At 50.5% G+C, this 24262-nt stretch carries 26 protein-coding genes; 2 read left to right on the top strand and 24 right to left on the bottom strand.

Annotated features, from left to right (window positions below; all coding sequences use genetic code 11):
- From PSE_RS12885 to PSE_RS12870, 4 genes are all read right to left on the bottom strand, one after another.
- Positions 1-900 carry an ABC transporter permease subunit gene (locus tag PSE_RS12885; protein WP_014285264.1) on the bottom strand — a complete coding sequence of 300 codons (900 nt, stop codon included), beginning with the start codon at positions 898-900 and terminating at the stop codon, positions 1-3.
- Positions 901-903: 3 nt separating this feature from the next.
- Entirely contained in the window at positions 904-1914 is a 1011-nt protein-coding gene (locus tag PSE_RS12880) for an ABC transporter permease subunit (protein WP_014285263.1), read from the bottom strand.
- Between the two features lie 127 nt (positions 1915-2041).
- Entirely contained in the window at positions 2042-3631 is a 1590-nt protein-coding gene (locus PSE_RS12875) for an ABC transporter substrate-binding protein (protein WP_305809550.1), read from the bottom strand.
- Positions 3632-4217: 586 nt separating this feature from the next.
- Entirely contained in the window at positions 4218-4661 is a 444-nt protein-coding gene (locus tag PSE_RS12870; protein WP_014285261.1) for a MerR family DNA-binding transcriptional regulator, read from the bottom strand.
- A gap of 451 nt (positions 4662-5112) precedes the next feature.
- Between PSE_RS12870 and PSE_RS12865 the strand changes: the two genes are divergently transcribed.
- Both PSE_RS12865 and PSE_RS12860 read left to right on the top strand, forming a co-directional pair.
- The gene (locus tag PSE_RS12865; RefSeq protein ID WP_008551763.1) at positions 5113-5325 is read left to right on the top strand and encodes a SlyX family protein; all 213 of its coding nucleotides are present in this window, start codon (positions 5113-5115) and stop codon (positions 5323-5325) included.
- Positions 5326-5588: 263 nt separating this feature from the next.
- Complete coding sequence (locus tag PSE_RS12860; protein ID WP_008551859.1) at positions 5589-6269, top strand: GntR family transcriptional regulator; 681 nt, start codon at positions 5589-5591, stop codon at positions 6267-6269.
- 49 nt (positions 6270-6318) lie between these two features.
- Here the strand turns inward: PSE_RS12860 and PSE_RS12855 are convergent, their stop codons facing one another.
- The 20 genes from PSE_RS12855 to fliF form a co-directional block, all read right to left on the bottom strand.
- Entirely contained in the window at positions 6319-6654 is a 336-nt protein-coding gene (locus PSE_RS12855; RefSeq protein WP_208997931.1) for a hypothetical protein, read from the bottom strand.
- Positions 6655-6676: 22 nt separating this feature from the next.
- The gene (locus PSE_RS12850) at positions 6677-7168 is read right to left on the bottom strand and encodes a flagellar basal body-associated FliL family protein (protein ID WP_014285260.1); all 492 of its coding nucleotides are present in this window, start codon (positions 7166-7168) and stop codon (positions 6677-6679) included.
- A 6-nt stretch (positions 7169-7174) separates the two neighbouring features.
- A complete protein-coding gene (locus PSE_RS26720) occupies positions 7175-7627 on the bottom strand; it encodes a hypothetical protein (RefSeq protein WP_014285259.1) in 453 nt (150 codons plus the stop codon).
- A complete protein-coding gene (locus PSE_RS12840) occupies positions 7628-8110 on the bottom strand; it encodes a rod-binding protein (protein ID WP_014285258.1) in 483 nt (160 codons plus the stop codon).
- A 61-nt stretch (positions 8111-8171) separates the two neighbouring features.
- Entirely contained in the window at positions 8172-8576 is a 405-nt protein-coding gene (locus PSE_RS12835) for a hypothetical protein (protein WP_014285257.1), read from the bottom strand.
- A gap of 3 nt (positions 8577-8579) precedes the next feature.
- Positions 8580-9335 (bottom strand): flagellar biosynthetic protein FliR, encoded by a 756-nt coding sequence (locus PSE_RS12830; protein WP_037037899.1) that lies wholly within the window; start codon positions 9333-9335, stop codon positions 8580-8582.
- Positions 9332-11413 (bottom strand): flagellar biosynthesis protein FlhA, encoded by a 2082-nt coding sequence (gene flhA, locus PSE_RS12825; RefSeq protein ID WP_014285255.1) that lies wholly within the window; start codon positions 11411-11413, stop codon positions 9332-9334. Before flhA ends, PSE_RS12830 begins: the two co-directional genes overlap by 4 nt.
- Before the next feature lie 145 nt (positions 11414-11558).
- On the bottom strand, positions 11559-11825 hold the full coding sequence (fliQ, locus tag PSE_RS12820; protein WP_008552027.1) for a flagellar biosynthesis protein FliQ: 267 nt from the start codon (positions 11823-11825) through the stop codon (positions 11559-11561).
- 23 nt (positions 11826-11848) lie between these two features.
- A complete protein-coding gene (flgD, locus tag PSE_RS12815) occupies positions 11849-12307 on the bottom strand; it encodes a flagellar hook assembly protein FlgD (RefSeq protein WP_014285254.1) in 459 nt (152 codons plus the stop codon).
- An 11-nt stretch (positions 12308-12318) separates the two neighbouring features.
- A complete protein-coding gene (locus PSE_RS12810; protein WP_014285253.1) occupies positions 12319-12771 on the bottom strand; it encodes a flagellar biosynthesis repressor FlbT in 453 nt (150 codons plus the stop codon).
- Between the two features lie 15 nt (positions 12772-12786).
- Positions 12787-13134, bottom strand: a complete 348-nt coding sequence (gene flaF / locus PSE_RS12805) for a flagellar biosynthesis regulator FlaF (protein WP_014285252.1) — start codon at positions 13132-13134, stop codon at positions 12787-12789.
- Positions 13135-13170: 36 nt separating this feature from the next.
- Positions 13171-14256, bottom strand: coding sequence for a flagellar hook-associated family protein (locus PSE_RS12800; protein WP_014285251.1), 1086 nt, complete (start codon positions 14254-14256; stop codon positions 13171-13173).
- Between the two features lie 2 nt (positions 14257-14258).
- Complete coding sequence (gene flgK, locus PSE_RS12795; protein ID WP_083841568.1) at positions 14259-15701, bottom strand: flagellar hook-associated protein FlgK; 1443 nt, start codon at positions 15699-15701, stop codon at positions 14259-14261.
- 12 nt (positions 15702-15713) lie between these two features.
- Complete coding sequence (locus tag PSE_RS12790; protein ID WP_041768441.1) at positions 15714-16916, bottom strand: flagellar hook protein FlgE; 1203 nt, start codon at positions 16914-16916, stop codon at positions 15714-15716.
- Positions 16917-17005: 89 nt separating this feature from the next.
- Complete coding sequence (locus tag PSE_RS12785) at positions 17006-17581, bottom strand: transglycosylase SLT domain-containing protein (RefSeq protein WP_008552023.1); 576 nt, start codon at positions 17579-17581, stop codon at positions 17006-17008.
- Positions 17538-18920, bottom strand: coding sequence for a flagellar hook-length control protein FliK (locus tag PSE_RS12780; protein ID WP_014285247.1), 1383 nt, complete (start codon positions 18918-18920; stop codon positions 17538-17540). The genes PSE_RS12785 and PSE_RS12780 overlap by 44 nt, the downstream gene beginning before the upstream one ends.
- Positions 18920-20158, bottom strand: a complete 1239-nt coding sequence (locus PSE_RS12775; RefSeq protein ID WP_014285246.1) for a hypothetical protein — start codon at positions 20156-20158, stop codon at positions 18920-18922. Before PSE_RS12775 ends, PSE_RS12780 begins: the two co-directional genes overlap by 1 nt.
- Positions 20158-21879: a flagellar motor protein MotB gene (locus PSE_RS12770; RefSeq protein ID WP_014285245.1), complete on the bottom strand. Its 1722-nt coding sequence runs from the start codon at positions 21877-21879 to the stop codon at positions 20158-20160. Before PSE_RS12770 ends, PSE_RS12775 begins: the two co-directional genes overlap by 1 nt.
- A 5-nt stretch (positions 21880-21884) precedes the next feature.
- Positions 21885-22517, bottom strand: a complete 633-nt coding sequence (locus PSE_RS12765) for a hypothetical protein (protein WP_014285244.1) — start codon at positions 22515-22517, stop codon at positions 21885-21887.
- Positions 22514-24202, bottom strand: a complete 1689-nt coding sequence (fliF, locus tag PSE_RS12760) for a flagellar basal-body MS-ring/collar protein FliF (protein ID WP_041768439.1) — start codon at positions 24200-24202, stop codon at positions 22514-22516. The genes PSE_RS12765 and fliF overlap by 4 nt, the downstream gene beginning before the upstream one ends.
- Positions 24203-24262 lie beyond the last annotated feature (60 nt).

The raw sequence follows: 24262 nt of genomic DNA, 5'->3' as shown, positions 1-24262 counted from the left end.
TCAGCTCCTCTTCAGCTTAGGATCGAGTGCGTCACGCAGACCATCACCGATCAGGTTGATCGCCAGCACAGTGGACAGGATCGCAAGACCTGGGAAGGTCACGACCCATGGTGCACGCAGGATGAACTCACGGGATTCAGCAAGCATTGTGCCCCACTCCGGATCCGGAGCCTGCGCACCCATGCCGAGGAAGCCAAGAGCTGCAGCGTCAAGGATCGCGGTGGAGAAGGACAGTGCAGCCTGAACGATGAGCGGTGCCATACAGTTTGGCAGCACGGTCACGAACATCAGACGCAGAGTGCCAACACCAGACACGCGTGCGGCCATCACATACTCGCGGCTCATCTCGGACATCACAGATGCACGGGTCAGACGCACGTAGTATGGCTGCTGAACAATCGCAATCGCGATCATCGCATTGATGAGCGATGGACCCAAGATTGCAACAAGCACCAAGGCAAGCAGCAAGGATGGGAATGCCAGGATGATGTCCATGATGCGCATGATGATGGTATCAATCCAACCACCAAACGTACCAGCCACCAGACCGAGGCAGACGCCAACAACGAGCGCTACGGAAACAACCACCACACCGATGAACAGTGAGAACTGACTGCCGTAGATCAGACGGGACAGCAGGTCACGTCCAACAGCGTCGGTGCCGAGAATGTAGGACCAGTCCCCACCTTCCTGCCATGCAGGCGGCAACAGCAGCGCATCGCGATACTGCTCGATTGGTGAGTGTGGTGCGATGACCACAGCGCCAAGTGCGATAATCACAAGCGCGACAAAGAAGATCAGACCCGCAACAGCCCCTTTGTTGGTGCGGAAATGTCTCCAGAAGTTGACGATAAGTTCAAACCGGGTATCCGGCGCGGAATTTTGTGTCACGTCAGCCATGATTTACTCCGTATGCCGAATTTTCGGATTAATCAGACCATACATCAGGTCCACAATCAGGTTCACGATCATGACAATTGCAGCAATCATCAAGAGACCGCCCTGAACGACCGGGTAGTCACGGCGGAAAATACTATCAACCATCCACTTGCCGATGCCTGGCCATGAGAAGATGCTCTCAGTCAGGATCGCACCGGCGAACAGAACGCCGATCTGAAGGCCGATGATGGTGATGACAGGGATCAATGCATTACGCAGTGCATGAATGCCAATCACGCGGAGGTTGGACAGACCTTTTGCACGCGCGGTACGCACATAATCTTCATCCAGAACCTCCAGCATGGCAGATCGTGTCTGACGAGCGATCACAGCCAGTGGAATTGTGCCAAGAACGACTGTTGGAAGAATCAGGTGGCTCACCGCGGAGGCGAATGCACCTGGCTCATCAGCCAGCAACGTATCAATCAGCATGAAACCGGTGACCGGTTCAATCCAGTAGAGCAGCGAGATACGTCCTGATACCGGCGTCCATCCCAAAATACCGGAGAAGAAGATGATCAGCAGCAGGCCCCACCAGAAGATTGGCATGGAATACCCAACCAGAGCCGTTGTCATCACGGTGTGGTCCAAAGTCTTACCGCGTTTTACTGCCGCGATAATACCTGCAGGAAGACCAACAACCACGGCGAAGATAATCGCACAGATGGAGAGCTCTACGGTTGCCGGGAACAGGGTCATAAACTCCTGAAGAACCGGCTGTTTTGTGACGATAGATACGCCAAGGTCGCCCTGGAACAAATTACCCAGATAAGAAAGATACTGTTCCCAGACCGGTTTGTCATAACCGAACTGGACCATCAGCTCGTTGTAACGCTCAGGACTGACACCGCGCTCGCCAGCCAGAAGCAAAATTGGATCGCCCGGAAGCAGGCGAATGAAGAAGAACGAGGTCAATGTAACCCCGATAAAAGTCGGGACGAGCAAACCCAGTTTTTTAAATATGAGACGAAGCATACTTCAGTCACACCAATCAGAGGATTGTTTATCCGCAGGAAACCACCTGCGGTATGGAAGACTTTTCCAAAAAAGTATCCCGGCGAATACATCGCCGGGATACAAATTGTCCAGCGGAAAATTATTTCTACTTCAGATCTACACCATAGAAGTAATGACCGCCGAGGGGGTCAATCTTGTAGTTTTCAACACGAACACTAATAGGCTCAGAGACAAGAGAATGCGCAATAGTTGCCCAAGGCGCTTCACGCTTGAATACTACCTGAGCTTCTTCATAAAGTCTCGTGCGTTCATCTACGTCAGATACCTGTTTCGCTTTTTCAACGAGTTCATTAAATTCATCGTTACACCATTGTGCACGATTTGAGCCACCCACAGCGTCACAGGACAGAAGCACTGCGAGGAAGTTGTCCGGATCACCGTTGTCACCGGTCCAGCCCAACAGAACTGCGCCATCACGCTTCTCGTCAGCAGATCGCTTCAGATACTCACCCCATTCGTAGGTCACGATCTCAACATCAACACCGACCTTTGCGAAGTCAGCCTGAAGAAGTTCAGCCATGCGGCGTGCGTTCGGGTTGTAAGGACGCTGTACAGGCATTGCCCAGATCTTCATTTCAAGATCTGTGACACCTTCAGCTTCCAGCGCTGCTTTTGCAGCTTCCGGATCATATGGATCATCAACAACTTCATTGTTGTAGGACCACATGGTCGGCGGGATCGGGTTCTTCGCAACCTGCCCTACACCCTGTAACACTGCATCCAGAATGGCCTGCTTGTTAATCGCCATGTTCAGCGCCTTACGCACTTTTGGATTATCAAACGGTGCCTGCTGGGTGTTGTAGGCCAGATAACCAACATTCAGACCTTCCTGCTGCAGGAGGGTGATGTTTGGATCTTTGGACATTGCTTCCAGATCAGCCGGGTTTGGATAAGCCATCACATGGCATTCGCCAGCGGCAAGCTTCTGGTAGCGCACGGATGCGTCCGGAGTAATTGCAAACACCAGATTGTCCAGTGGGGCTTTGCCTCTCCAATAATCCGGGTTCGCTTTATAACGGATCAAAGCGTCTTTCTGATAAGCAACCAGCTGGAAAGGACCAGTACCAACAGGCTTCTGATCGAAGGTCTCCTTGCTGTTCAACATCGCGTCTGCGTACTCAGCTGACTGGATGGACGCAAAGCCCATCGCCAGGTTTGCGATCATCGGTGCTTCTGGACGGGTCAGCTTGAATTTGACGGTGTAGTCGTCAACTTTTTCGATGCTGTCGATCAGATCAGGCATGTCCATCGCGTTGAAGTACTCGTAAGTACCTCCGGACACATTGTGATACGGATTGTCTTTGTTGTCCTGACGGTCGAATGAAAAAATTACATCATCAGCGTTGAAGTCGCGTGTTGGTGTGAACCACTTTGTGGTGTGGAACTTGACACCTTTGCGTAGGTGGAAGGTGTACTCCTTGCCATCATCGGAGACTTCCCAGCTTTCTGCCAGTGCCGGAACAATTTCGGTTGTACCAGGCTTGAACTCTACCAGCTTGTTGTAGATCTGACGCGAGCTTGCATCAAATGTGGTCCCTGCGGTGTAGAGAGACGGTGTAAAGCCTTCCGGAGACCCTTCAGAGCAGTACACGAGAGTTTTTGCCATTACAGGACCAGCCACAACTGCTGCTGCGAACAGGCTACCACCAAGCAAGAGGCTTTTCTTCAAGGACATCAGTGTTCTCATTCCGTTATTTTTTGCTTGTTCCAGTTGATCTTCACTACTGCTTATTGCTGCAGTTTCTTCAGGGATCTTTGCCGTGAGGGACTATTCAGGCAGCGGGAGGATGGAAGACCGTCTTCTCAACGCAAAGGTGCACACGCATGACTGCAAGGACGAGCATCCTTCGGGCTTTTCGATTTCGGCTTGCACGTAATTCCGCGACGAGATTACTCACTCATAGCTCAAACCAAATCACCGACACCGCACAAGTATGTGCGATTAATTCTTCGACAGATGATTTTAGAGCATTAAGTTTCGTTTCTGACTTCGGAAATAATTAAAAATTTCAGAAGCACTGTCTAATCGGTACGACTACCTAGAACTGCATCTTCAGGTTGTTTTATTCCTTCTTACTTACCTGAAATTACATAGGTATTCTTACCACATATTCGCGAGGAGGTAATTATACTTTAGAATCGGAGACGAATATTTATACAGTTTTTACACAATACTATCAGGAGCTTATACGACTACGGGCCTGCAGACACACGTAAAGCGTGTCACACAAGCCTGTAATTCCAACAGTTTTGGGCTGAGTTTATTCTTCTGTAAGCTTGGCCATACACTCGTCATGTATGGATTGGATCTCAGAAATAGTCACTTCCAATGCATCTTTTCTTGCACTGAGCTCCTTGAGGACTTCCCCCGTTCGCGAAGCGAGGTATTCAAGCTGCTGACGGTGCCCTTCCCCGTGCTGACCATAGAGGTCGAGGAAGTGCTTGATCTCGGAGAGTGAGGAACCGATGGCTTTCCCGCGCAGGATTAGCGCCAGACGCGCCCTGTCCTTGCGGTTATAGATGCGTACGCCATTCACACGCTGAGGAGAGATGAGCCCCTTGCTCTCATAAAAGCGAATGGAGCGGGTTGAGATCTCGAATTCTTCAGCCAGATCACCAATACCGAACAGTTCCTGATCAGAGCGACCGCTGGCTTTTTCCGCTTCCTCAAGAGGGTTTCGCGTTTCTTCTCTTTTGACAGACATGCATCCCCCTTATCGAGAAAGTCCAATTGACGTTACCTAACGTCCTCGTAAAGCCTTACCAGTGTGATTACACTCTATCACTAAACTGTCAGCAGGTTTACCACTTCTCGTTATCTTCCTAATCTTTACCTATAGGATAACCATCAGAAATTACCATAAATTGCAATTAGCCGGATAGGTAATATTGCGAAAAATCGAAACCGCTTTGTAAAAAAGCACGGGATAAACCCACAGGAGATGCCATAGAACTTCATTAAGCTGCGCATTTTTGAATTTTAATTGCGCAGCCGCAATCGCTCCACTTGACAATTTTGGCCATTTGGAAGACCTCTGCCGCTACGACGCCTACTGAAGCTGCTTGCCTTTGGCTTAGGTTGTTTCAGTTACATGTATGTGTAGCCACCGTCTTAACGCGGATGACTGCAGGCGAAGGCACGTTCTAGGATAAGTTATGACTAAGAGTCTTGAGGAACGGATCGACGATCTGGAAGTGCATATCGCACATCAGAACGAGACGATCGAAACGCTCAATGATGTGGTTTCCAATCAGGCACAGGTGATCGACCGACTCGTTTCAGCAATGGGACAGATGAAAGACCACTTGCTTGATATTCAGGAGTTGGTTGAACAAGCACCAGCCAACCAGAAACCTCCACATTACTGAGCAAACAGGGCTTTCCTAAACCAAGAGGAAACTATTTTCCTGCTGAACATCAGCAAAGATAGGTATACTCAGGTAAGGGGAAACCTGATATTAAGAGATGACAGGTCTGCTGTTGCTTGAACGCAGGCCCTTTTTTCGTGGATCACTCAACGTTACGCGAGTGAAGAATACAATTTTCTGTTCCGCCGCCTATAAGGGCTGCCACTGCTGTACTTTTTGCGCAGCACCTGGGAACAAAAAAGCCTGGATGAGAAAGAAACCCAATGGCTATTGAGCAGATTCTGGCGACCCATAAAAAGGAGAGCCTTGCTGATAAAGCTTATCGTCTGATTGAAGAGTTGATCGTCAACCTTGACCTTGCTCCGGGCATGGCCCTGACTGAAGGCGACCTTTGCGAACGGACCGGAATTGGCCGGACCCCAGTGCGCGAAGCCATCAAGCGCCTTTCAACCGAGGGCCTGATCGTCATTCGTCCTCGTAAAGGGCTGTTCGTTTCAGAGATCGAAACCTCCGAGTACGTGCTGGTGCTGGAAACCAGAAAGCCTCTGGAGCAGCTTCTGGTGGCTTCTGCTGTTAAACGTGCGACACCGGAAGAGCGTGAAGCTCTGCACCAGTGCGCTGAGGAGATCCTCGCACAGGCACGTGCAGGCGACGTGAAGGGCTACCTGCGCGCTGACAAGGTGTTTGATGAAGTGCTCTGCGCTGTGTCCCGTAACCCGTTTACAGCACGCGCTGTGGCTCCTCTGCAGACCATGAGCCGCCGGGCATGGAGCGCCTTCCGCGGCGCTGAGAAGCTCGAAGATTCTGCTATTCGTCACCACAAGCTGGCAGAAGCATTGGCAAACAATGATGCTGAGAAGGCTGAGGCTGCAACTGTTGAAATGATGGATCACCTGACCAACTTTGCAGTGAAGCAGGCTGAAAAGGCTGGCGACAGCGTTTAATCAGGTCAGATGACTGAAAAGCAAAAAGCGGAGCACATGCTCCGCTTTTTTATTGCCCGCTCTTTGGGGGCGTAAACACATCAATCCGGGCGTTTCGCCCACTGGCTCCTAACAGGAGCAGATACGGTTGATCTCTTTGAATGACCGGTCGCTTTGCACCGTAGATCCCGGAAAGGCGTACACGGATCTCACCGTGTGGTGTCTTGCCCTCAAACATGCCCGTGGACACTTGAGAGAGCATGACAGGGGCATAAAGGATCTCATAGGAGGGCGGCGCTGCTGCAGGGCGCATGACCACTACAGCGTTGGCTCTGATATCACGCCCTTCATCCTGGGCATCAACGGCGCCAACGGCCCGGTGCAAAATCTTATATTGGCAACTCATCTGATCAATCGTCGTCGATACATCATGAAGCCGCTGCCTGCTGCGCAGCATTCTCCATGATGTTGTCCCTCAAACTCGCAGGCACGTGGAAGGTGAAGTCCTGAATGAGGACGTCCTGCACGATGTCGGTTGCGAAGCGCTCATTGACGCGATCACGAACCTCTTCCGTCAGCTGCTTCAGATCGGACTTCTTCAGCTGAGCGAATTCCTTGTCTGCCTTGCTGTAAATCAGGCGGAAGGCTTCATCGACAATAAATGCATGTGGTGGAACGGCGAGCTTGGCAAGCAGTTCACTATCAACGGTGAAAACAAACTGAGCTACGATGTAACCGTGGATCTTACCGTCTTCGAGCACCGGCACGTTGATTGTCGGGGTGCTTTGATAATCCAAGCCTTCCAGATGCGCATTCTTTTGCAGCATCGGATCAAAATCGGTCTTGTAGAGTGCAGTGAAATACGCTGCAACAACCGTTACAAGACAAATCCAAACTCCGGTTACGAGAACTTTCAACATACGCTCTTACCAGCTTCCAACCATTGATTCATAAGTGCCATCGGAATCGTGATCCTTCATGACCTGAGAAAGCAGGCCCGAGACCTCTTTCACAGCATTCAGCTGGGTGGACAGCAGCTTCATGTTGACTGACAATTTTTCCTGAAGATCCTGCAGGCGTACAACAATCTCGCTCGGTAGGTTCTCCGGGCCTACGGCTTTGCCAGCCATATCCAGATCGAGCATGGCGCGCCCTTTCAGGTAGGCGCTCTCTTCCAGATCAATATCCCCTTTGCCGACCAGCGCTTCGTTTTCTGCGTTCAGCAGATTGTCTACACGGTCGATGCTTTTGGACAGGGCGATGTAATCCTCAGGCAGGATGTAGGCATCCTTGTCCTCTGATTGCTCGGCATCCTGAACCACCGGCTTTTCTTCATGCAGAACCAGCTCGTTGCGTTCGCTGTCGATCACTTCAGACATTTATGCCTCTTCTTTAGGGAGAGTAGGACGAATGGTATCCGGCAGGAGCATCTCAGCCAGACCGATAGATCCGGATTTAGCCAGCTGGTTGGCAAGTTGCTCAGCCATCAGGCCCTTCCACATGGTTCCAGCTGTTCCACCGCCGTAAACGGTTTCCATTTCCTTCGGCAGCATGGACTTCACGAAGGTCTGGAGGATTGCGCTTTCAAGCTTTTCGCCAAGATCAGCGTTATCCAGCTTTTGGGAATAGCGATTGGCCATCGAGTTGAGTTGCTCAACACCCCCCTGCCCTTTCGTCTTTGCGCTTTCAGCTTCTGCCATAAATCTGGAGAAACTGCTGGATGCCCAGGACGGTTCAGACACCGGAAGATCTTTTGAAACAACGGCGGGAGCTTTGAGCGCACGGGTGGCAGCTCTCACTTCTGTAGGATCCGCTTGATTAATAACGTCCAGAACAAGGTCGCTGACAGGCTGAATGGCCATAAGCACTCCCATTAGTCACAAGAAGGGCATGTATAGTCGAAAAGACCCTAGTTTCTGAGACTTATCTGGACCTGACCTTACTGGTATCTGCGTGCAGCTCTGCAATCTCCTGAAGCAGCTTCTTTTCCTCGGTCCGATGATACGAGACCAGAGCTTTGTCGTGATGCTTCTCGGTCATGTTGGTTTGACGCTTCTGATCCAGCAGCTTTTCGAGCAACTCACCTTTTTGCTTTTGCTTCAGAGACTTGCTGCGGTTATTTGCATCAAGGCGCCTAGAGATCGCGCGGTTCATCACCTCACGAAGCTCCCCTTCGTGCTGCCCCCAGTGGCTAACCAGCTTGCCCTCTTCTTCATCACAGCGCTGAATTTCACTTTCCAGAACAGCAATGTCGTACTTGATTATTTGCTCTTTCTGTTCCTGAACCTTCATGATGCGACGAAGGCGTGTGACGCGTGCTTTATCCATGGGTTACTGCAATACCAACCAGTCTCCGAGACCAGCATAGAACAGGCGTAGAAGCTCTGTGATGATCTGCCAGAGAACAAAGAGACCACCCATCACCACAACAGGCAGTGCAACGAAGTAAACAGGCATCTGCGGCATAAGCCTGTTGGTGAGGCCGAGGGTCAGGTTTACAACGATGCCATAGATCAGGAACGGGCTGGTGATGCGCAATGCCAACAGCAGTCCTTGCATGAGCTTGGTTGAAAACTGATCAACAGCGGCAGACGGAACGAAGTCTCCCCCCACCGGGATCGCTTGATAGCTCTCCGCCAATCCAATGAAGACATCGGCATGAGCACCGGTGATAAACAGCATGGCCGTGGCTGTCAGAGTGATCAGACCTGCCATAGGTGGCAATTGCTGGAATTCTTCGACAATCGGCGCAGGCTGGTTGAAGCTTGAAGCGTTAGCCGCAGCTCCCGCCATCATTTGCAGCATGCCGAAGAAAGCACGCCCAAATGCAGCAATCAGAAAGCCGATCAACAACTCAACGAAGATGATGCGCAGCAGCTCATCCAGAGATGCAGCAGAAATGATTGGCTCAACCAGCACCAGAATGAGTGGAGAGATTGCCAGAGTTGCCGAGATGGCGATGAAGAGACGCACCTGCACCATGACACGTGGTGACGAGAACCCTGGCATAGCCATAAGGCAGGCTCCAACGCGGCAGAACACCACGAAGACGCTTAGGATCGCCTCTGGAGCATTTTCTAGGGTCACGAAATTGATCCTAATGCCTCGATATCTACGCCGCGCGCCACTTCCAGATGAGAAAGAATTGGCAGAGCTGGGAACATGCGTTCTGTGATCATGCGCACGTACTGGCGTGCTTCAGGTGCAACCACTACAGCAAAGCGCTGGCCGGAGGAAATGTGTTCACGAATAACCTCGGCACTGTCGCGAGCAAACTCTTCGACCTGCTGTGGCTCCATATCAAACTCGATCACTTCACCATTGGTATCGCGGCGCAGTGCCTGATGGAATGCTAGATCCCAGCGGTTGCCAAGGCGCAGAACTTTCAGGCTGCCATCGCCTGCGATATCACCACAGATCTGCGTAGCCATGCGGATGCGCACGTGGTCGGCAATCTGCTCTGGGCGCCGGGCATGCGGTGCAATCTCTGCAATTGCTTCCATGATCAGCGCCAGATTTCGGATGGAGATACGCTCCGCCAAAAGCAGTTTCAACACCGCCTGCAGGCCGGAGTAAGAGATGTGCTGCGGACAAATATCATCAATCAGACGGTTATACGCAGGATCGAGGCGATCCAGCAGTTTACGCATATCCCGATAGGAAAGCAGCTGAGACAGGTTGTTTCTGATCACCTCAGATAGGTGTGTCAGCACGACGGAAAGGTTATCGACTGTGGTGTAGCCCTGACGCTTTACTTCATGTTCAAACGCAGTCGGGATCCACATGGCCTGCATACCGAATGCTGGCTCACGTGTTTCTGTGCCCGGAAGTGCTGGTAGTTCACGATTGCCACCGATGACCATCAGCTCGCCAACCTTGATGTTCTCAGAGGCGACAATGGTGCCGTGGATGCGGAACTCGTAACTTTTTGGCTCCAGATTAAGGTTGTCGGTGACCTTGATCTCCGGAACCACGAAGCCGTATTGCTCAGCGAATTTCTTACGCATCTTGTTGATGCGGTTGCCGATCTCAGGCTTTGCTGCAAGAAGACGTGCAGTGAGCTGTTTGCCAAGGCGCATTTCAATTTCAGCAAGCTCGAGGCTGTCCTTGACGGACTCCTTCTTAACTTCCTTTTCCATCTCAACCTTCTGCAGCTCAGCTTTCGCCTGCTCAGCTTTCGCCTCTTCCACCCGCAGCGGAATGATATAGGCCGCAAAGCCGAGTGCGCCGCCGAGCAGAACAAACGGAAGGAATGGAAGGCCTGGCAGCAATGACAGCAGCATGAGCAGCAAAGCAGCAACCGCAAGCGCCCGCGGATAGCCCGCAAGCTGACCGAGAACAGCCTGCTCTGCTGAGCCTCTTGTGCCACCTTTGGAAACGAGCAGACCTGCAGCAAGTGAAACGATCAGTGCCGGGATCTGAGAAACGAGACCATCACCGACAGAGAGCTTAGTGAAGACATCAGCCGCTTCCCCAAGATCCATGCCGTAGCGGGTTACACCAATGATGATGCCACCCAGAACATTTACAACGGTGATGATGAGGCCAGCGACCGCATCACCGCGCACGAACTTGGACGCACCATCCATGGCACCGAAGAAAGAACTTTCTTCCTCCAGTTCAGCACGGCGGCGCTGCGCTTCTTTATCATCGATCATCCCTGCTGACAGGTCAGCATCAATCGCCATCTGCTTGCCCGGGATACCATCCAGAGTAAAGCGCGCACCAACCTCAGCGATACGGCTCGCACCTTTGGTGATCACGAGGAAGTTCACTGTTACGAGAATTGCAAAGACAATCAGACCAATCACAAAGTCGCCGCTCATGACGAACTGCGAGAAGCCGTTAATCACATAACCAGCCGCCAGTGGACCTTCGTGACCATTCGCCAGAATGACACGGGTTGTCGCAATATTCAGCGCCAACCGGAGCATGGTCGCAATCAATAGAATGGTCGGGAAAGAGGAGAACTCAAGCGGGCGCTGAATCCACAGCGACACCATCAGAATGAGAACGGAAAATGCGACTGAAATTGCAAGGCCGAAGTCGATCATGAACGTCGGCATGGGGAGAAACAGTACAGACAGAATGAAGATAATTCCGACTGCAAATCCAATATCACGTTTGCTGTTTGGAGCAGCAATCCCCGTCACGGTCTGAGACATTCGCACCCTTCAATTCGGCATAAGCATACTGCGGCTACTTAGGCCGAAACATTGAAGAAGGAAGCTTGTGTGAGGGTGGTCTGGAGGGGATCGTAGTTGACCTATCCCCTCCTCGCTTAAAGAGTAAAAGCTGAAACAGCCGGGATCAGAACCCGTGCTCAATGCGACCGTAGACCATCTCAGTCAGTGAGAAGATCTGTGAACCGATAAATGGTCCGGTCATAGCAATCAAAATAAAGATCACGACAATCTTGGGAATGAACGTAAGCGTCATTTCCTGAATTTGCGTGAGCGCTTGAAACAAGGCGATAATCAAACCAACGAACATGGCGCCCGCTACTGCGGGGCCTGTCGCTGTAATAACAGTCCAAATTGCTGTTCGCACAATATCGAGTGCATCTGCCTCATTCATCGCCGGATGGTCTCTCTTCCACCTTAAGCATCAGCTTCAGGCTGAGGATCTGCCTGAGGGCGAGAAATCTCAATACCTGGTACGAGAGCCACTTTTGTGCCGTCTTCCAGTGTCGCAATAGAGCCGTCAGTCAGGATCTGAACTGACTTGATCACACCGGTGGTGGTCTCAGTGCCATCTGCATTTGGGACTTCGACAGTCGCGCCAATCAGATTGTTCGCCTGATTGATAGAATGCTGCTGCAGCATCGCTGTCAGGTGGGTATTGGTCTTGGTGGACTGCTCCACTGCAGAGAACTGCGCCAACTGCCCCATATACTCAGCTGTATCAAGCGGATCTGTCGGATCCTGGCTCTTCAAAGATTCCATGAAAAGCATCAGGAACGCATTATAATCCAAATAGGCCTGCTCACTGCCCTGTGGCTTGAAAACAGGCTCGTTGGATGAAGCTCCATTAGCGGATCCTACCGGGTCAACACTCATCTCAATTTCCTTTAATTCTCGCCCACCGCGCGAGCAAATGGCATAACAACGTTTTCAGACTGTTCGCTTTCATCTTTCGACTGCTCATCAGACCAAATAGCCATCTCAACAGCGAAGAGCTTCTTCAGAGTACGAAGAGCGTCAAAATAGCGGCGTTTGTTGACTTTGGTTTCAACAACTTCGAGACCCGCCAAAATCTCTTCATTCTCTACCGCTTTACGTATAGATGACAGTAACAGTAAAGCGCGCTGAAGACTGTCCAGCTCAGTTTTTGGATCAATCAACGCACTCTGAATAAAGAAATACAACTGTCGAAGAGGTGTCGTAGTCTCTTCAAGCTGCATAACATAAGCCTCAAGAAGAAAACTGGCGTCATTTAAAAGCTTCACCGAGGTTTTCTGTTCGAACGACAGAACCGCCCCATTTATGAAAACCTTCTCACCTGCTTTAAGGTGCAAACGCATAAAAAATCTCCTTGATTAGCTCAGGCCATCACGGACAAGTTCATTGATCTCAATAAGCCCCTGAAAATCGTCAGAGCTACCTGTCCGGATTAAGTCGGCTTGCTTCACGCACCAAATTCCAATGGAGATCAAATCGGCGCGAAGCTCAGCCGGCAAACCATTTTCCGGATGTCCCAGATCATCGATCAAAATGCTCCATAACCTATGGACTGAAGTGAGTGCTTGCGCGGCTTCATTTGACCGGCTGCCATGTTCTTTTCCGGCATGAAGCTGTGCGATCACGAGCGCAAACAACTCGCGCTCCTGACCTCTTCTGTCTTCAGCAGAATCCTCAAGCGTTTCCGCATATGACATCTGATACATTCAGTACCCCCAAAAGTATTTTATCGGCCTATGCTCTTACAAATACTTCATAATATTGAGATTTTGGATTTTCGCTGTGATCGCATACGTTGTTTCAAGCTGCGTCTGTGCCATACTTAACTCAACTGCAGCACGATTAGGATCAACGTTTTCCAGATCATTGATGCGCAAATTAAGCACATCTCTCTTGGCTTCTATGTCTGTGTTGGTTCGTTCAACATTAGCCTTGATCGCACCAGTGTTCGCCTCCAAATCGATAACTTTGCCAGTAGCCTGATTGAGGTTATCAATCGCACGGTCAGCAATCAAAGCTTCAGCATCTTTCTGAATATCCAAACCGCCGAATACAGCAATCATAGAATAGCCTTTTGCCATACTCTTGAAAGCTTCTTCATTCGCAGAACCTGAACCAACTGTCGTGACGCCATTTCCGATCGTGGCGGTCATTTTCTCATCAGGATCGGTCGCAGAGGACCAAGTCGGAGACCAGTCAGCATCAAAAATATCGTTGAAATCACTGCTATCTAAGAACGCTTCCCAGTCAGCAGCAGACAATGCTTCTATAGCTGCCTCATCGGTATCCAAACCAATCGTCAGGCCAAAATGAGTGTTAAATGCATCCTTAATCGCTTCTTCAGGTCCAAGCGGATCTGTTGGGTCTGCCGGATCTGATTCATATTCAAAATTTCGGACCGGTGATGTTCCAGTATTGACACCACCAAAAACATAAACACCACCAACGTTTGAGTTCAGCGCGTTAGTAAGTTTCCCAAGTTCTGTTCGAGCAAGACCCGAAGCTGTTTTAAGAGACTCCGAGTTCTGCTTAAGCGCAATTAAATTCGACCGAAACTCTGACCCATTCGTATGGACATTATCCAAGGCGGTTTCCATGACGTCTAAACGAGCGACCAATTGATGGTTCGTATCAAGTTGGCTTACAAGCTGTGAATGCTCTGTACGGAACGACGTAGTTAAACCTGTCTGCGATCCGAGCGCCAAACCAATATCTGCGTGTTTTTCTGAGGCATTCTCGATCACAGCTTTATCTAATCTAGCGCGATGATCGATCAGATAATCCGTTAGACGAAGCGAACTTGAAAGTGTTGAAACAGAATAGACCATAACTATCTTACAGCTCCGAGAAGTTCCTTGAACATGTTGTCAACAGTAGACATCAAACGGGCGGAGGCCGAATAAGCTGTCTCAATCGTTAGCAAACGCTGCATTTCAGTATCTATATTGACGCCGGTTTTATTGGAAAGCATCTGCGCATTTGAGCTGAAAGCGGATGCATCAAGCGTAGACGTTTCTGTTGCCATTTTACGCTCAGCACTAAACCAGCTTACTGTATTAGCGGCGAAGTCCTGTAGCGTTGAGGTTGGGTTGACACCCGCAGAAGTAACAAACGTCCGCTCTTCATTTAACGCGTCTGTATAGCTTCTCAGTAAGCTTGAATACCCGGCATTGCCATCCGCGTTATGGACATATGAAGCGCCATTAATACCACCATCACGCAGCAGCTTCACATCACCACCCTGTGCGGGATCTACATCAGCGTGGACCTTCAGCCTACTCACCAAATCCCCGGCGCCCGTATCAAATGTAAAGAGGCCATCACCAGAACCTGTTCCAGGAGATGGCTCATGCTCCTGAAAAGCATCAACAAGAGCTTTAGCTGCCTCATCTAACTGGGTTTGCATTGTGACAAGAGTATCATCACGAATTTTGGCATAACCCGCTATGGCCCCACCAGATACAGGCATCGAGGCGCCAGGTCCCGCAACAGCAATCCCATCAACTAAAATGTTTCTTCCAACTTCACCTGAGCCAAGTGAAAGGGAAGTATCGAAAGAAACATCACGTGCAACTTTTTCAAAAAGAGTAACACCGCTATCGGTATAAACCGCCACACCGTTATCGTCTTGATCAAGAACAGTAATACCAATCTCTTCTGAAAGAACCCGCAGCATTTCATCACGCTGGTCCATTAGACTGTTTACATCCTGACCAGCATTGGAGCCAGTTACAATCTTTGCGTTTACATCTTCCAGATCCGACAAAATCTTATTGATATTGTCTACAGCGCGCCCCATAGCTGCATCAGCTTCAAGGCGAGTTTCTTTCAGTGTCTCCGAAGACTGCTTCATATTATCAACGAGCGAGTTCGCTGAGTTGATAACTGATTGCCCTAATACTTGGTTTGAAGGGTCATTGCTGTATGAAACCAGAGCTTCGCCCAAAGTACCTATCCCTGAAGCAACACCGGTACCAAAAGGAACCTGCCCCGACGGATTGAGCTGGTCCAACATATTTGCATACGAACCTGAAGCAATTGCAGCACTGCCAGTCTTCAGAGTTGCCTTAAACGCCGCCTGATTGACCATTCGCGATGCGTGCGAAACATAAACAACAGAGCCAGTGTCACTGACAATATTCTGAACCACCGCTTCTTGACGCGAGTAGCCTGGATTATTGACATTAGCGACGTTGCGCGACGCAATCGCCATCTCAGCAGAGCGTGCCGCGATGGAAGATTGAGCCGTAAGCATAGCGGAGGTAAGTGACATACTAAAGCGCCCCTAGCGAAGGTTATTCAGCTCTTGGAGCAGCTCAGAACTTGCGTTAAACACCTTGGTGTTCGCGCTGTAGGTACGTTGCGCCTGAACCATTTCCGTCAACTCAGCAGCGAGGTCTACGTTTGAGCCCTCTACTGCACCAGAGTAAAGCGTTCCAAAGCCGTTATCTCCCGGAAAGCCAACTGCTGGATCACCTGAGGCATCTGTTGCAGCATACACATTGCCGCTTTTTGCTTGCAGACCATCAGGATTGGAGAAATTCACGATCTGAATTTGGTCGAGTAGTTTTTCGGCACTACCCTCATACACCCCAAAAACACGACCGTCGGATTCAATACGAATATTTTTAATAGTAGACGGTCCGTAACCATCAATATCAACCTTATTGACGCTGAACTTATCTCCAGCGGTTACGGTTTTACTCAAGTCCAAAGTCAGGGTTTCACCATTAGGTACAGTAAATGCAAGCTCTGTTGGTGATGGCGTCGCCCCTCCCATCAAGTTACCTGAACCATCAAAGACTAAATCAACATCTGCCAACTCTACAGGTGGCGTAGCTGTACTATATGCTTGAACTTTCCAAGTGGAGTCATCCACCGTCGTACCAGTCATATTCTGACCAGTCTTCGAATAAACCAGATCAATTTTAACGACATTACCGTTCTGATCGTAGGCACTAACAGAGGTCTTGTAATCGAAGTTTGACGGCAGACCCACAGCACCGGTTCTTACCGGAGTACTAGATGCCAAATTCACACCAAGCTCACCTTCAGAGCTTGCCTGCCAGACAGGAGTATTAAGATCAACTGTAACAGGAGCACCATTTGCTGATAGCAGCTTGTACCCACCCGAGTTCACCATCTGTCCGTTTTTATCGAGGACGAAATCACCAGCGCGTGTGTAATACGTACTACCTTGTGAATCCTGAACCTGGAAAAAACCTTTACCGTTGATCGCCAGGTCTGTACCACGAGAAGTGAAGTTGAAGGCGCCTTGTTGGCGGACGGTTTGAACAACTGTTGTGTTCACAATGCCAGACTCGTGCCCTGAGCTACCACCAGAGCCAACGAGGGAAGAGAATGCTGTTTTGTAGCGTTTGTAGCCTACGGTATTGGCGTTGGAGATATTGTCCGCGACAGTTGAGAGTTTGTTCGACTGCGCGTTCATACCTGACACGCTGGTATTCATAATTCCGTAGAGGCCCATGATCTGCTCCTGGCTACATCAATTGCAAAATTAACTCATCGCAGTAAAGCTTGTTAATCTTGTCTGAGCCTGACCCGAAACCCGTTGAATTATTTACAAAATTTTAATGAGTTCGGCGTCCAGCGGCCATAGCCTGAAGCGACGATGTTCTTGATAACACGGCAAACATAGCGCTTTTGTGCGGGATTGTTGTTGGGCCCTGCATGGTATCTGGCGACTGCCATTGTCCAGCTTTTTTCACGCTGCTTCAGCTCGGAAAGGAACCTTGCTGCGTACCCCACATTCTGGGTGGGATCCAGCATTGCCTTGAGATCCTGAAACTTATCGAGGTGATAATAAATGTTGATCTGCATGCAGCCAACATCAATCAGCTTTACGCCACGATTGCGGGATCTCTTGATTGCTGCAAGCGCTTCAGTTGCACTATCAGCAAAATAGGCTTTCCCCGCGATGTTTAGGGCATAAGGATGCAGGGAATTTTTGCGGCCAGTCTCAGTCAGACCAACCGCATACAGGATGCCAAGCGGCACATCATATTTTTGTGCCGCGTGTTGCATTTGACGTTCGCAGAGCCGAATGGCAGTTTTCTTTCCGCTTGCATGAGCAGACACTGCCAGAAGGCTACAGATAGATGCCGCTGCGAAGATCTTGAGTGTTCGCTTCATTCTGCCCTGTTCCAGCAAACTCTGCCTGAGGTTGCTCGTCCCAGTTTTGCTGAGAACCGCCCTCACCTGCTTCATTGTCACTGTTGTTGCCTCGGCCAAAACGCTCCTGGTTTTGACCTGGCTGGCGCATCTGGTCGGACATCTCGTCTTTGAAGTTGACGGTGATGTTCTGTGTCTCAGTGCGATATCCAGCATCCTGAAGCACACGTGCCAAAGCCTGACGGTCACCTTTCAGCATATCAGCAGCTTCCTGAGTGCTGGTGATAAGGGAAATTTCCAGCTCGCCACCGCGCATCTGAATGTTCGCGCGGACGACACCAAGATTATCCGGGCGCAGTTGAATTTCGAGCGCCTTCATTGGCTTTGCAGCCTGTGCCTCTGCAGTTTGCGCCAGGACTTCCTGAGCCGCTTTGGCCGCTGATGCGGCAGCTGGAAGCTGCTTCGTCAGCACACTTGCAACCTGATGTGCGGGACGGCCCATATCAGCTGGTGGCAGATGCGTTTCAACACTGACAACCTTAACTTCACTACCTGCAGCCCTACCAGCGTTCTGGTTCGCAGAGACCTTAGGCTGAGCCGTTCCCTGCTTCAAAAGAAAATCAGCAGGTGTTTGCTTGTTGCCAACTGTGAGGCCGTCATTCTTTGGCAAGTTGATCGCACCACTGCTCTCCAACTTTGCAGAGGGTATGCCTGACTTGATATCGCTGTTGGCCGCTGCACCCTGTTTAACAGTCTCAGCGTCGGATTTAGGCGCGGAGGTTTGAACATCACCATTTAAAGCTTTTTGGTCGCGTGTCCCCAGTGCGTTCAACACCTGTGCCATCGCACTTGTTTTGTCTGCAGAGGCCGAACCTGAGGCATTCACAAGACCTGTGACCGCGCTCATCTGCAGACCGGCTTTTTGCTCAGCGGTCATGATTGCATTTGCCACAAGCTGTTTTGCTGCCAGCTCCTCAGTTGGATCCGGCAGATTTTCTCCGCCTTCGTTCTCAGCAACTGCTTTGCTAACAACATTTACATTATTCGTGGCCTTCGGCATTTCTGATGTACTCTGATCAGCAACGCCTAAACTCGCTTTCTTGATCAGCTCCTTCAGCGCATTAGAGGCTTCGGTCTCTTCAGAACCAGTTGATGCGCTTTTGTCGTCAGTGGTGCTTGCTTTCCGGTCATCAGCAGGATTGCGGCGCTCAGGAACTTTCCGGTCATCACGAACCTTATCGATGACCTTATCAAAACGATCCTTGCCGTTATCATTATCGTTGCGAGCTGCTTCCTTGCGCGCATCTGCTGCGTCTTTCACAGGTGCACTACGATCAATGTTTGGAAGAGTGGTATTCATCAAAACTCAGCCTCTTTCAGTGCCTCATCGGCATCATTCAGTGCATCTTCGAAAGGATTCAGTACGTCTACATTGTGAAGCTTGCTCTTCAGCCCAACCTTGGGGACATAAGGAACATATTCGGAAGCATCCGGCGTTTCTGGCTGAGGCCACTCCCGAATGGTGTTTGCCATTGCAATAGCGCTGATCTGAAGTAGTTGATTTTCGGGGCTTAGATCTGTCGATTTCACATCAACCAGACCTGTGATCGCCTCTTCCCAATCTTCACCAGAAGCTTTTGCAGCAGACAGATAGAGCTTCGCTTCATTAATCTGTTCAGCGTTCTCTGAGCCGTGCTCCAGAAAGGCTTCGCTGCCTTTGACCGCAAACGCAGTGTTGCCACTGATCAAGGCCGCTTTTGCCAAGCGAAGCAGGAGAATGTTCTGAGACTCAGCATCAAATTCAGAGACCAACTGAAAAACTCGGTCCCATTCGTCTTCCTTCTTCAGGTACTCCGATCCGCTGATCACATCGGCGACAGTATCGCGAAACTCAGATGCGAATACGGAAGTGCTGTACTGGAAGAGATAACGGCGAGACAGGCGCTCGAACTTTTGAGTATCTCCAAGCTCTGCCACCATTGGCGCTTGCCGGCGAAGCGCACTCTCTTCAACCAGAGTTCCTGGCATCATGAGGCGCGCAAGGTCAAAATAACGCTGCGCTCCAGCGGGGTCGTTGTTAGAGATTAGAATTGCTTGTGCCAGTGCTACTTGTCCTGCGACAGCAACTGGAAGCGTGAGCGGGTCCACCTTCAACAGCAGGTTCAGTGCCATCTCGCGGTTGCCCTGCGAGTAGGCCATCGCACCTGCAAACAGATTTGGATCTGCATTGAACACAACGCCCTGGACTGCAAGCTCCTGAAAGACAGATCCAGAACCACCACTGAGCATAAATGAGATCGCAGCGCGGGAGTTCTTCTCTTGCTTCCACAACTCGCGATCCAACCGAAGGAAACGGCGGCCGATGACAATAAGTGATGGCTGCAGGAGGTTGTACGCTTCAAGGTTCCCCTTGATGATCTCATCTTGAAGGATCTGCAGCTCCAAAACCATCAGATCTGGATCAGCCGTTGAAATCATCTGAGCCGATGCAGGCTGCGGTGCCATTGCGAGAGGACCGGCAGCCACAAGCAGGCCAGCAGAGAGCAAAGCTGATTTCAGGAGAGAAGTACCAGTACGGCTTGCAGTTCTCACTGGCATCAGGCCTGCCCTTTCATCAGCATAATTTCGATGCGACGGTTTTGCGGTGCGTATGGCTCTTCAACATCCTTCAATCGGCGATCAGCGTATCCTTCAATGCCAACGATACGATTTTCATCCAGCCCACCACGAACAAGCATGAAGTAAGCCATGTGTGCGCGCGCCGTCGATAAACGCCAGTTATCATTGCGTTTGGACTTGAATGGACGTGCATCTGTGTGTCCGCGAATGACGACCTCACCATTCTCTTCTTCCAGAACCTTGGCGATCTTTTCCATTGCCTTCACAACATCCGGATGCGGCTCTGAAGATCCAACTGCGAACATTCCGAAGTCATCATTGTCCATTATGCGGATCAGCACACCATCGCGGGAATGCGTAAACTCGATACTTGCGCCAGTTTTAAGGCCATCCAGCGCAGCCCCGACAGAGTTTGCGATAGAGACGAGCTGCTTATCACCATCGTCGTCTTCATCATCACCAGACTCCGCTCCCTGAGCTGCTTCTGTTGGTTTGGCTGCAGGGACCATTGGGAGAGTTTCAGGATCTGTCTGAGCAACTTCTATTGGTTCGGATACAGGCTCTGCCGGAGTTGGTTCTGCTTCGACAATCTCAATTTTCAGCGTTTCTTCGGTTTCTTCAACCAGCTCTGGAACGTCTTTTTCATCAACCTTCGCCGCAGCTTCACCTTTTTTCACCTCAGCAAAAACAAGGCGTGTCATCACGGCATCTTCACCTGCTTCATCAGCCTGGGTTTGAGCCAGCTGCTTCAGGATTTCTCCTTCAGCCAACTTCTCACCTTCGCCGTCAGGTGCATCACCAATCACGATAACTGAGCTCTCAGCAGATGCTTCACCTGCAACGGATGGCAGGACCTTACCGCCACGAGCTAGTTCAGAGGCTTCCTCAAGAACTTTAATCTGCTCAGCAGTCAGCTCATTCGCAGCTATACCCTCCTCCTTCTCGTGAAGGATGGGAATTTGCGCAAGAAGCGGAGCATTACCTGGCAGCTCATCTTCCTGCCAACCAGAAGGATCGAACGGATCTCGGAAACTAGTGCCATCCGCAAGGCCCTGACCGTCAGGGTCGCGGTTAGGAAGTGCGAAGAGAACTGGCGTCTTTGCCATCTTCAAAGCACCGATACCACCAGTGCCTGGAGACCCATCAGTCTCTACAGTTGCTTCCGCTTCAGCAGCAAGTGCTGCAAGAATAGCATATGGATTATCGAAGAGCTGCGCCTCGGTGTAGCGGGCTTCACGCTCATAATCACGATTGGACACACTGGTCGCTTTTGCACCGCCGTCTTCAGCATTGGCGCCAGCGAATGTGGAGTTCTCACCTGTATCGCGGTCTGAGATTGGCTCTGCTTTATCAGCTCCACCGCCGGAAGTCGGACCTTGTTTTTCAGTACCACCAGCACCGATTGGCTTACCGTTGTCGACACCCTCGTCACTATCAGTAGGAGATGGCGTTTCTTCCGGATCACGAATGCCTTTGGGGCTCGCGGTTGAATCAACCAGTTTGATCGGATTGAAGTAGCTTGCAATTCCGCGCTGAGAAGCCTCATCGGATGCATTGACCAACCACATGAGAAGAAAGAAGGCCATCATTGCTGTTGCAAAATCAGCGTATGCAATCTTCCAAACACCTGATTTAGGTGTGGTGATCATGTCGCTGTTACGCCTGCGAACGATAATCAGTTCTTGTGGTTCCAACGCCATGGCTACTACTCTCCCAGCGTATTACGAAGCTCCTCGCACCATTCCGTCAAACCGGTTGAAAGGGTCATGTCTGACACCTTCACCTCGAGATCAGTGCTGGAGTTTTCAGAAAATTTAATGGTGTTTGAAAGTTCACCAGTCTTCTTATTGAACAAATCAAAAAGGTGTTCCGGCCCTGACACATTGATCAGAATCTCCGGGGTCTCAGAAAGCTGCCGACGCAAAACCTGCACCAATGATGAGACCGCACGATTGCGCGCACTTTCTTCGATAAAGGGCACAAGAATTTCAGAGACAGTTTTTGAAAGACGATCTTCGATTTCTATGAGGGATTCCTGAAAAGCCAGTTTAAGCTTCTCACCCTCCCCCTCCTTAAAAGCCGTTTCGCGTGCAGCAAGCTCGACTTCCAGATCTTCTTTCATTTTCTTGATGCGCTCTTCGGCACCAGATTTTGCAGCCTCTTCGCCTTCAGAAAAGCCGTTTTCGTAGGCTTCAAATACGCGATTGACCCAGTCACCACCTTCTCCGTAACCCTTGGGCAACATGGAGATCACTTCCTGCATATCCTGCAGGTCTTTAGTGGTGACGCCCGTATCCGCGGTAAAATCAGCTAGGAAGTCATTGATGCCGCGTGTCATACGGCACGCTCCTGATCATACATCCATTGCTTCAGAATGATTGCTGCCTGCATATCATCCATTTCAACAGCGCGTTCCAGCTTGCGAAGATTATCACGGTTCACGACAGTAGCGTCTACACTTTCACCACTCAGACCATCTCCATTTGAGTAGTCTGGCAACTGTCCATCTTCACCTTCGATTTCACCATCACGAACAGCAGCACTGTTGGAGTTTGCACCAACTGGCAACCCTTCCTCGACGACCTCTGTTTTCGGAATAAGGAAAGCAACAGCTGGACGCAGACCGAACCAGATGATCATTAGCGTCACAATGAGGATAGCACCCGCGTTTACAACGGAACCCATATTGCGCATCAGCACATCCTGCCAGGTGCGTTCTGGGATAGCCGCCAACTGCTGACCGGCAAGAACGAAGTTTACTGCAGAAACGGAGACTTTATCTCCGCGCGCGGTATCAACACCAGCAGCTGTCGCGATGATTTCTTCGATCTCTTCAACCTTGGCAGTCAGATCAGCAGCTTCACCTTCAACAACCGCATCACCCTTCTGACCTTCAACGCGACGAGACATTTCCTCAACAAGGCGATCACGATTAACGAGAACCGCAATACTCATGCGCTCGATGCGGTAATCATCAAAAATGGTTTCGACGGTACGAGACGAAATCTCGTAGTTGGTCAACTCCTCGCGGCGCTCATTCTCTTCAGAAGATCGTTCACCAGACTGAGAAGACACAGCCTCTTCAGGCAAATTCTGCTCAACAGTTGTTGGATTTTCGAGGCTTGCATTTTGTGAGGTTGCGTTTTCACGAACAACACGGAAGGATCGCTCAACACGAGTTTCCGGATCATAGGAAGTCTCAGAAACACGCTGATTGTCTGTATTCACGGATGCGGAGACACTGACTTCGAAGTTGTTCACACCAAGATAAGGCGCCAAAGCCTGGCGGATCGCATTTTCCTTGCGCGACGCCAGATCAGATTCCAGCATAGCCTTCCGGCCAGTCGACGCACTTTGAGCATCCTCACCCGCCGCAAGCAGCTGACCTTCAGTATCAAGAACCGTTACAGCCTCTGCTGTCAGACCAGGAACCGCCGCTGCAACCAGATAGCGAATGGACTGCGCGATGGAGTTGGTTTGAATGCCTTCGGTACGAATAAGAACAGATGCAGTCGGCTTTTGATTTTCACGGCGGAACGTCGCCTTCTCAGGCAGAACCAAATGCACGCGAGCAGCTTTCACACCCTGCATACTTTGAACGGAACGCGCCACTTCACCTTCGAGGGCGCGGATCTTGGTTACACTTTGCATGAAAGATGTCAGACCCAGGGAGCCCATCTCGTCGAAGAGCTCATAACCTGCACCGGAACCACGCGGCAGACCTTTCTCTGCCAGCAACATACGAGCGCGCGCTGTCGCGCCAACACCTACAGAAATAGCTGAGCCATCTGCACTTACATCAAATGGAATACCACTGGCCTGAAGCGCCATACCGATTTGAGTAACATCATCCCGCTCAAGGTTTGCGTAGAGCACTTCCTGCTCTGGACGGGACAAGAGATATGCTGCTGCGCCAATCGCAACAAACGTAAATAACCCAATAAATGCGAGCACCATCAGGCGCTTTGCACCTAACTCTGCCAGATTACTATAGATTTTTTCGGCGTTTTCACGAGCTGCCATTGCGACCTCTGCAGGTGTATCAATGGCGCTACCTTCGCTTTTCAACCTTGCGCGAACGTG

Source organism: Pseudovibrio sp. FO-BEG1 (assembly GCF_000236645.1).
Lineage (GTDB): Bacteria > Pseudomonadota > Alphaproteobacteria > Rhizobiales > Stappiaceae > Pseudovibrio.
The sequence above is the reverse complement of the archived record's forward strand: the minus strand, read 5'-3'. Positions and strand labels throughout refer to the sequence as shown.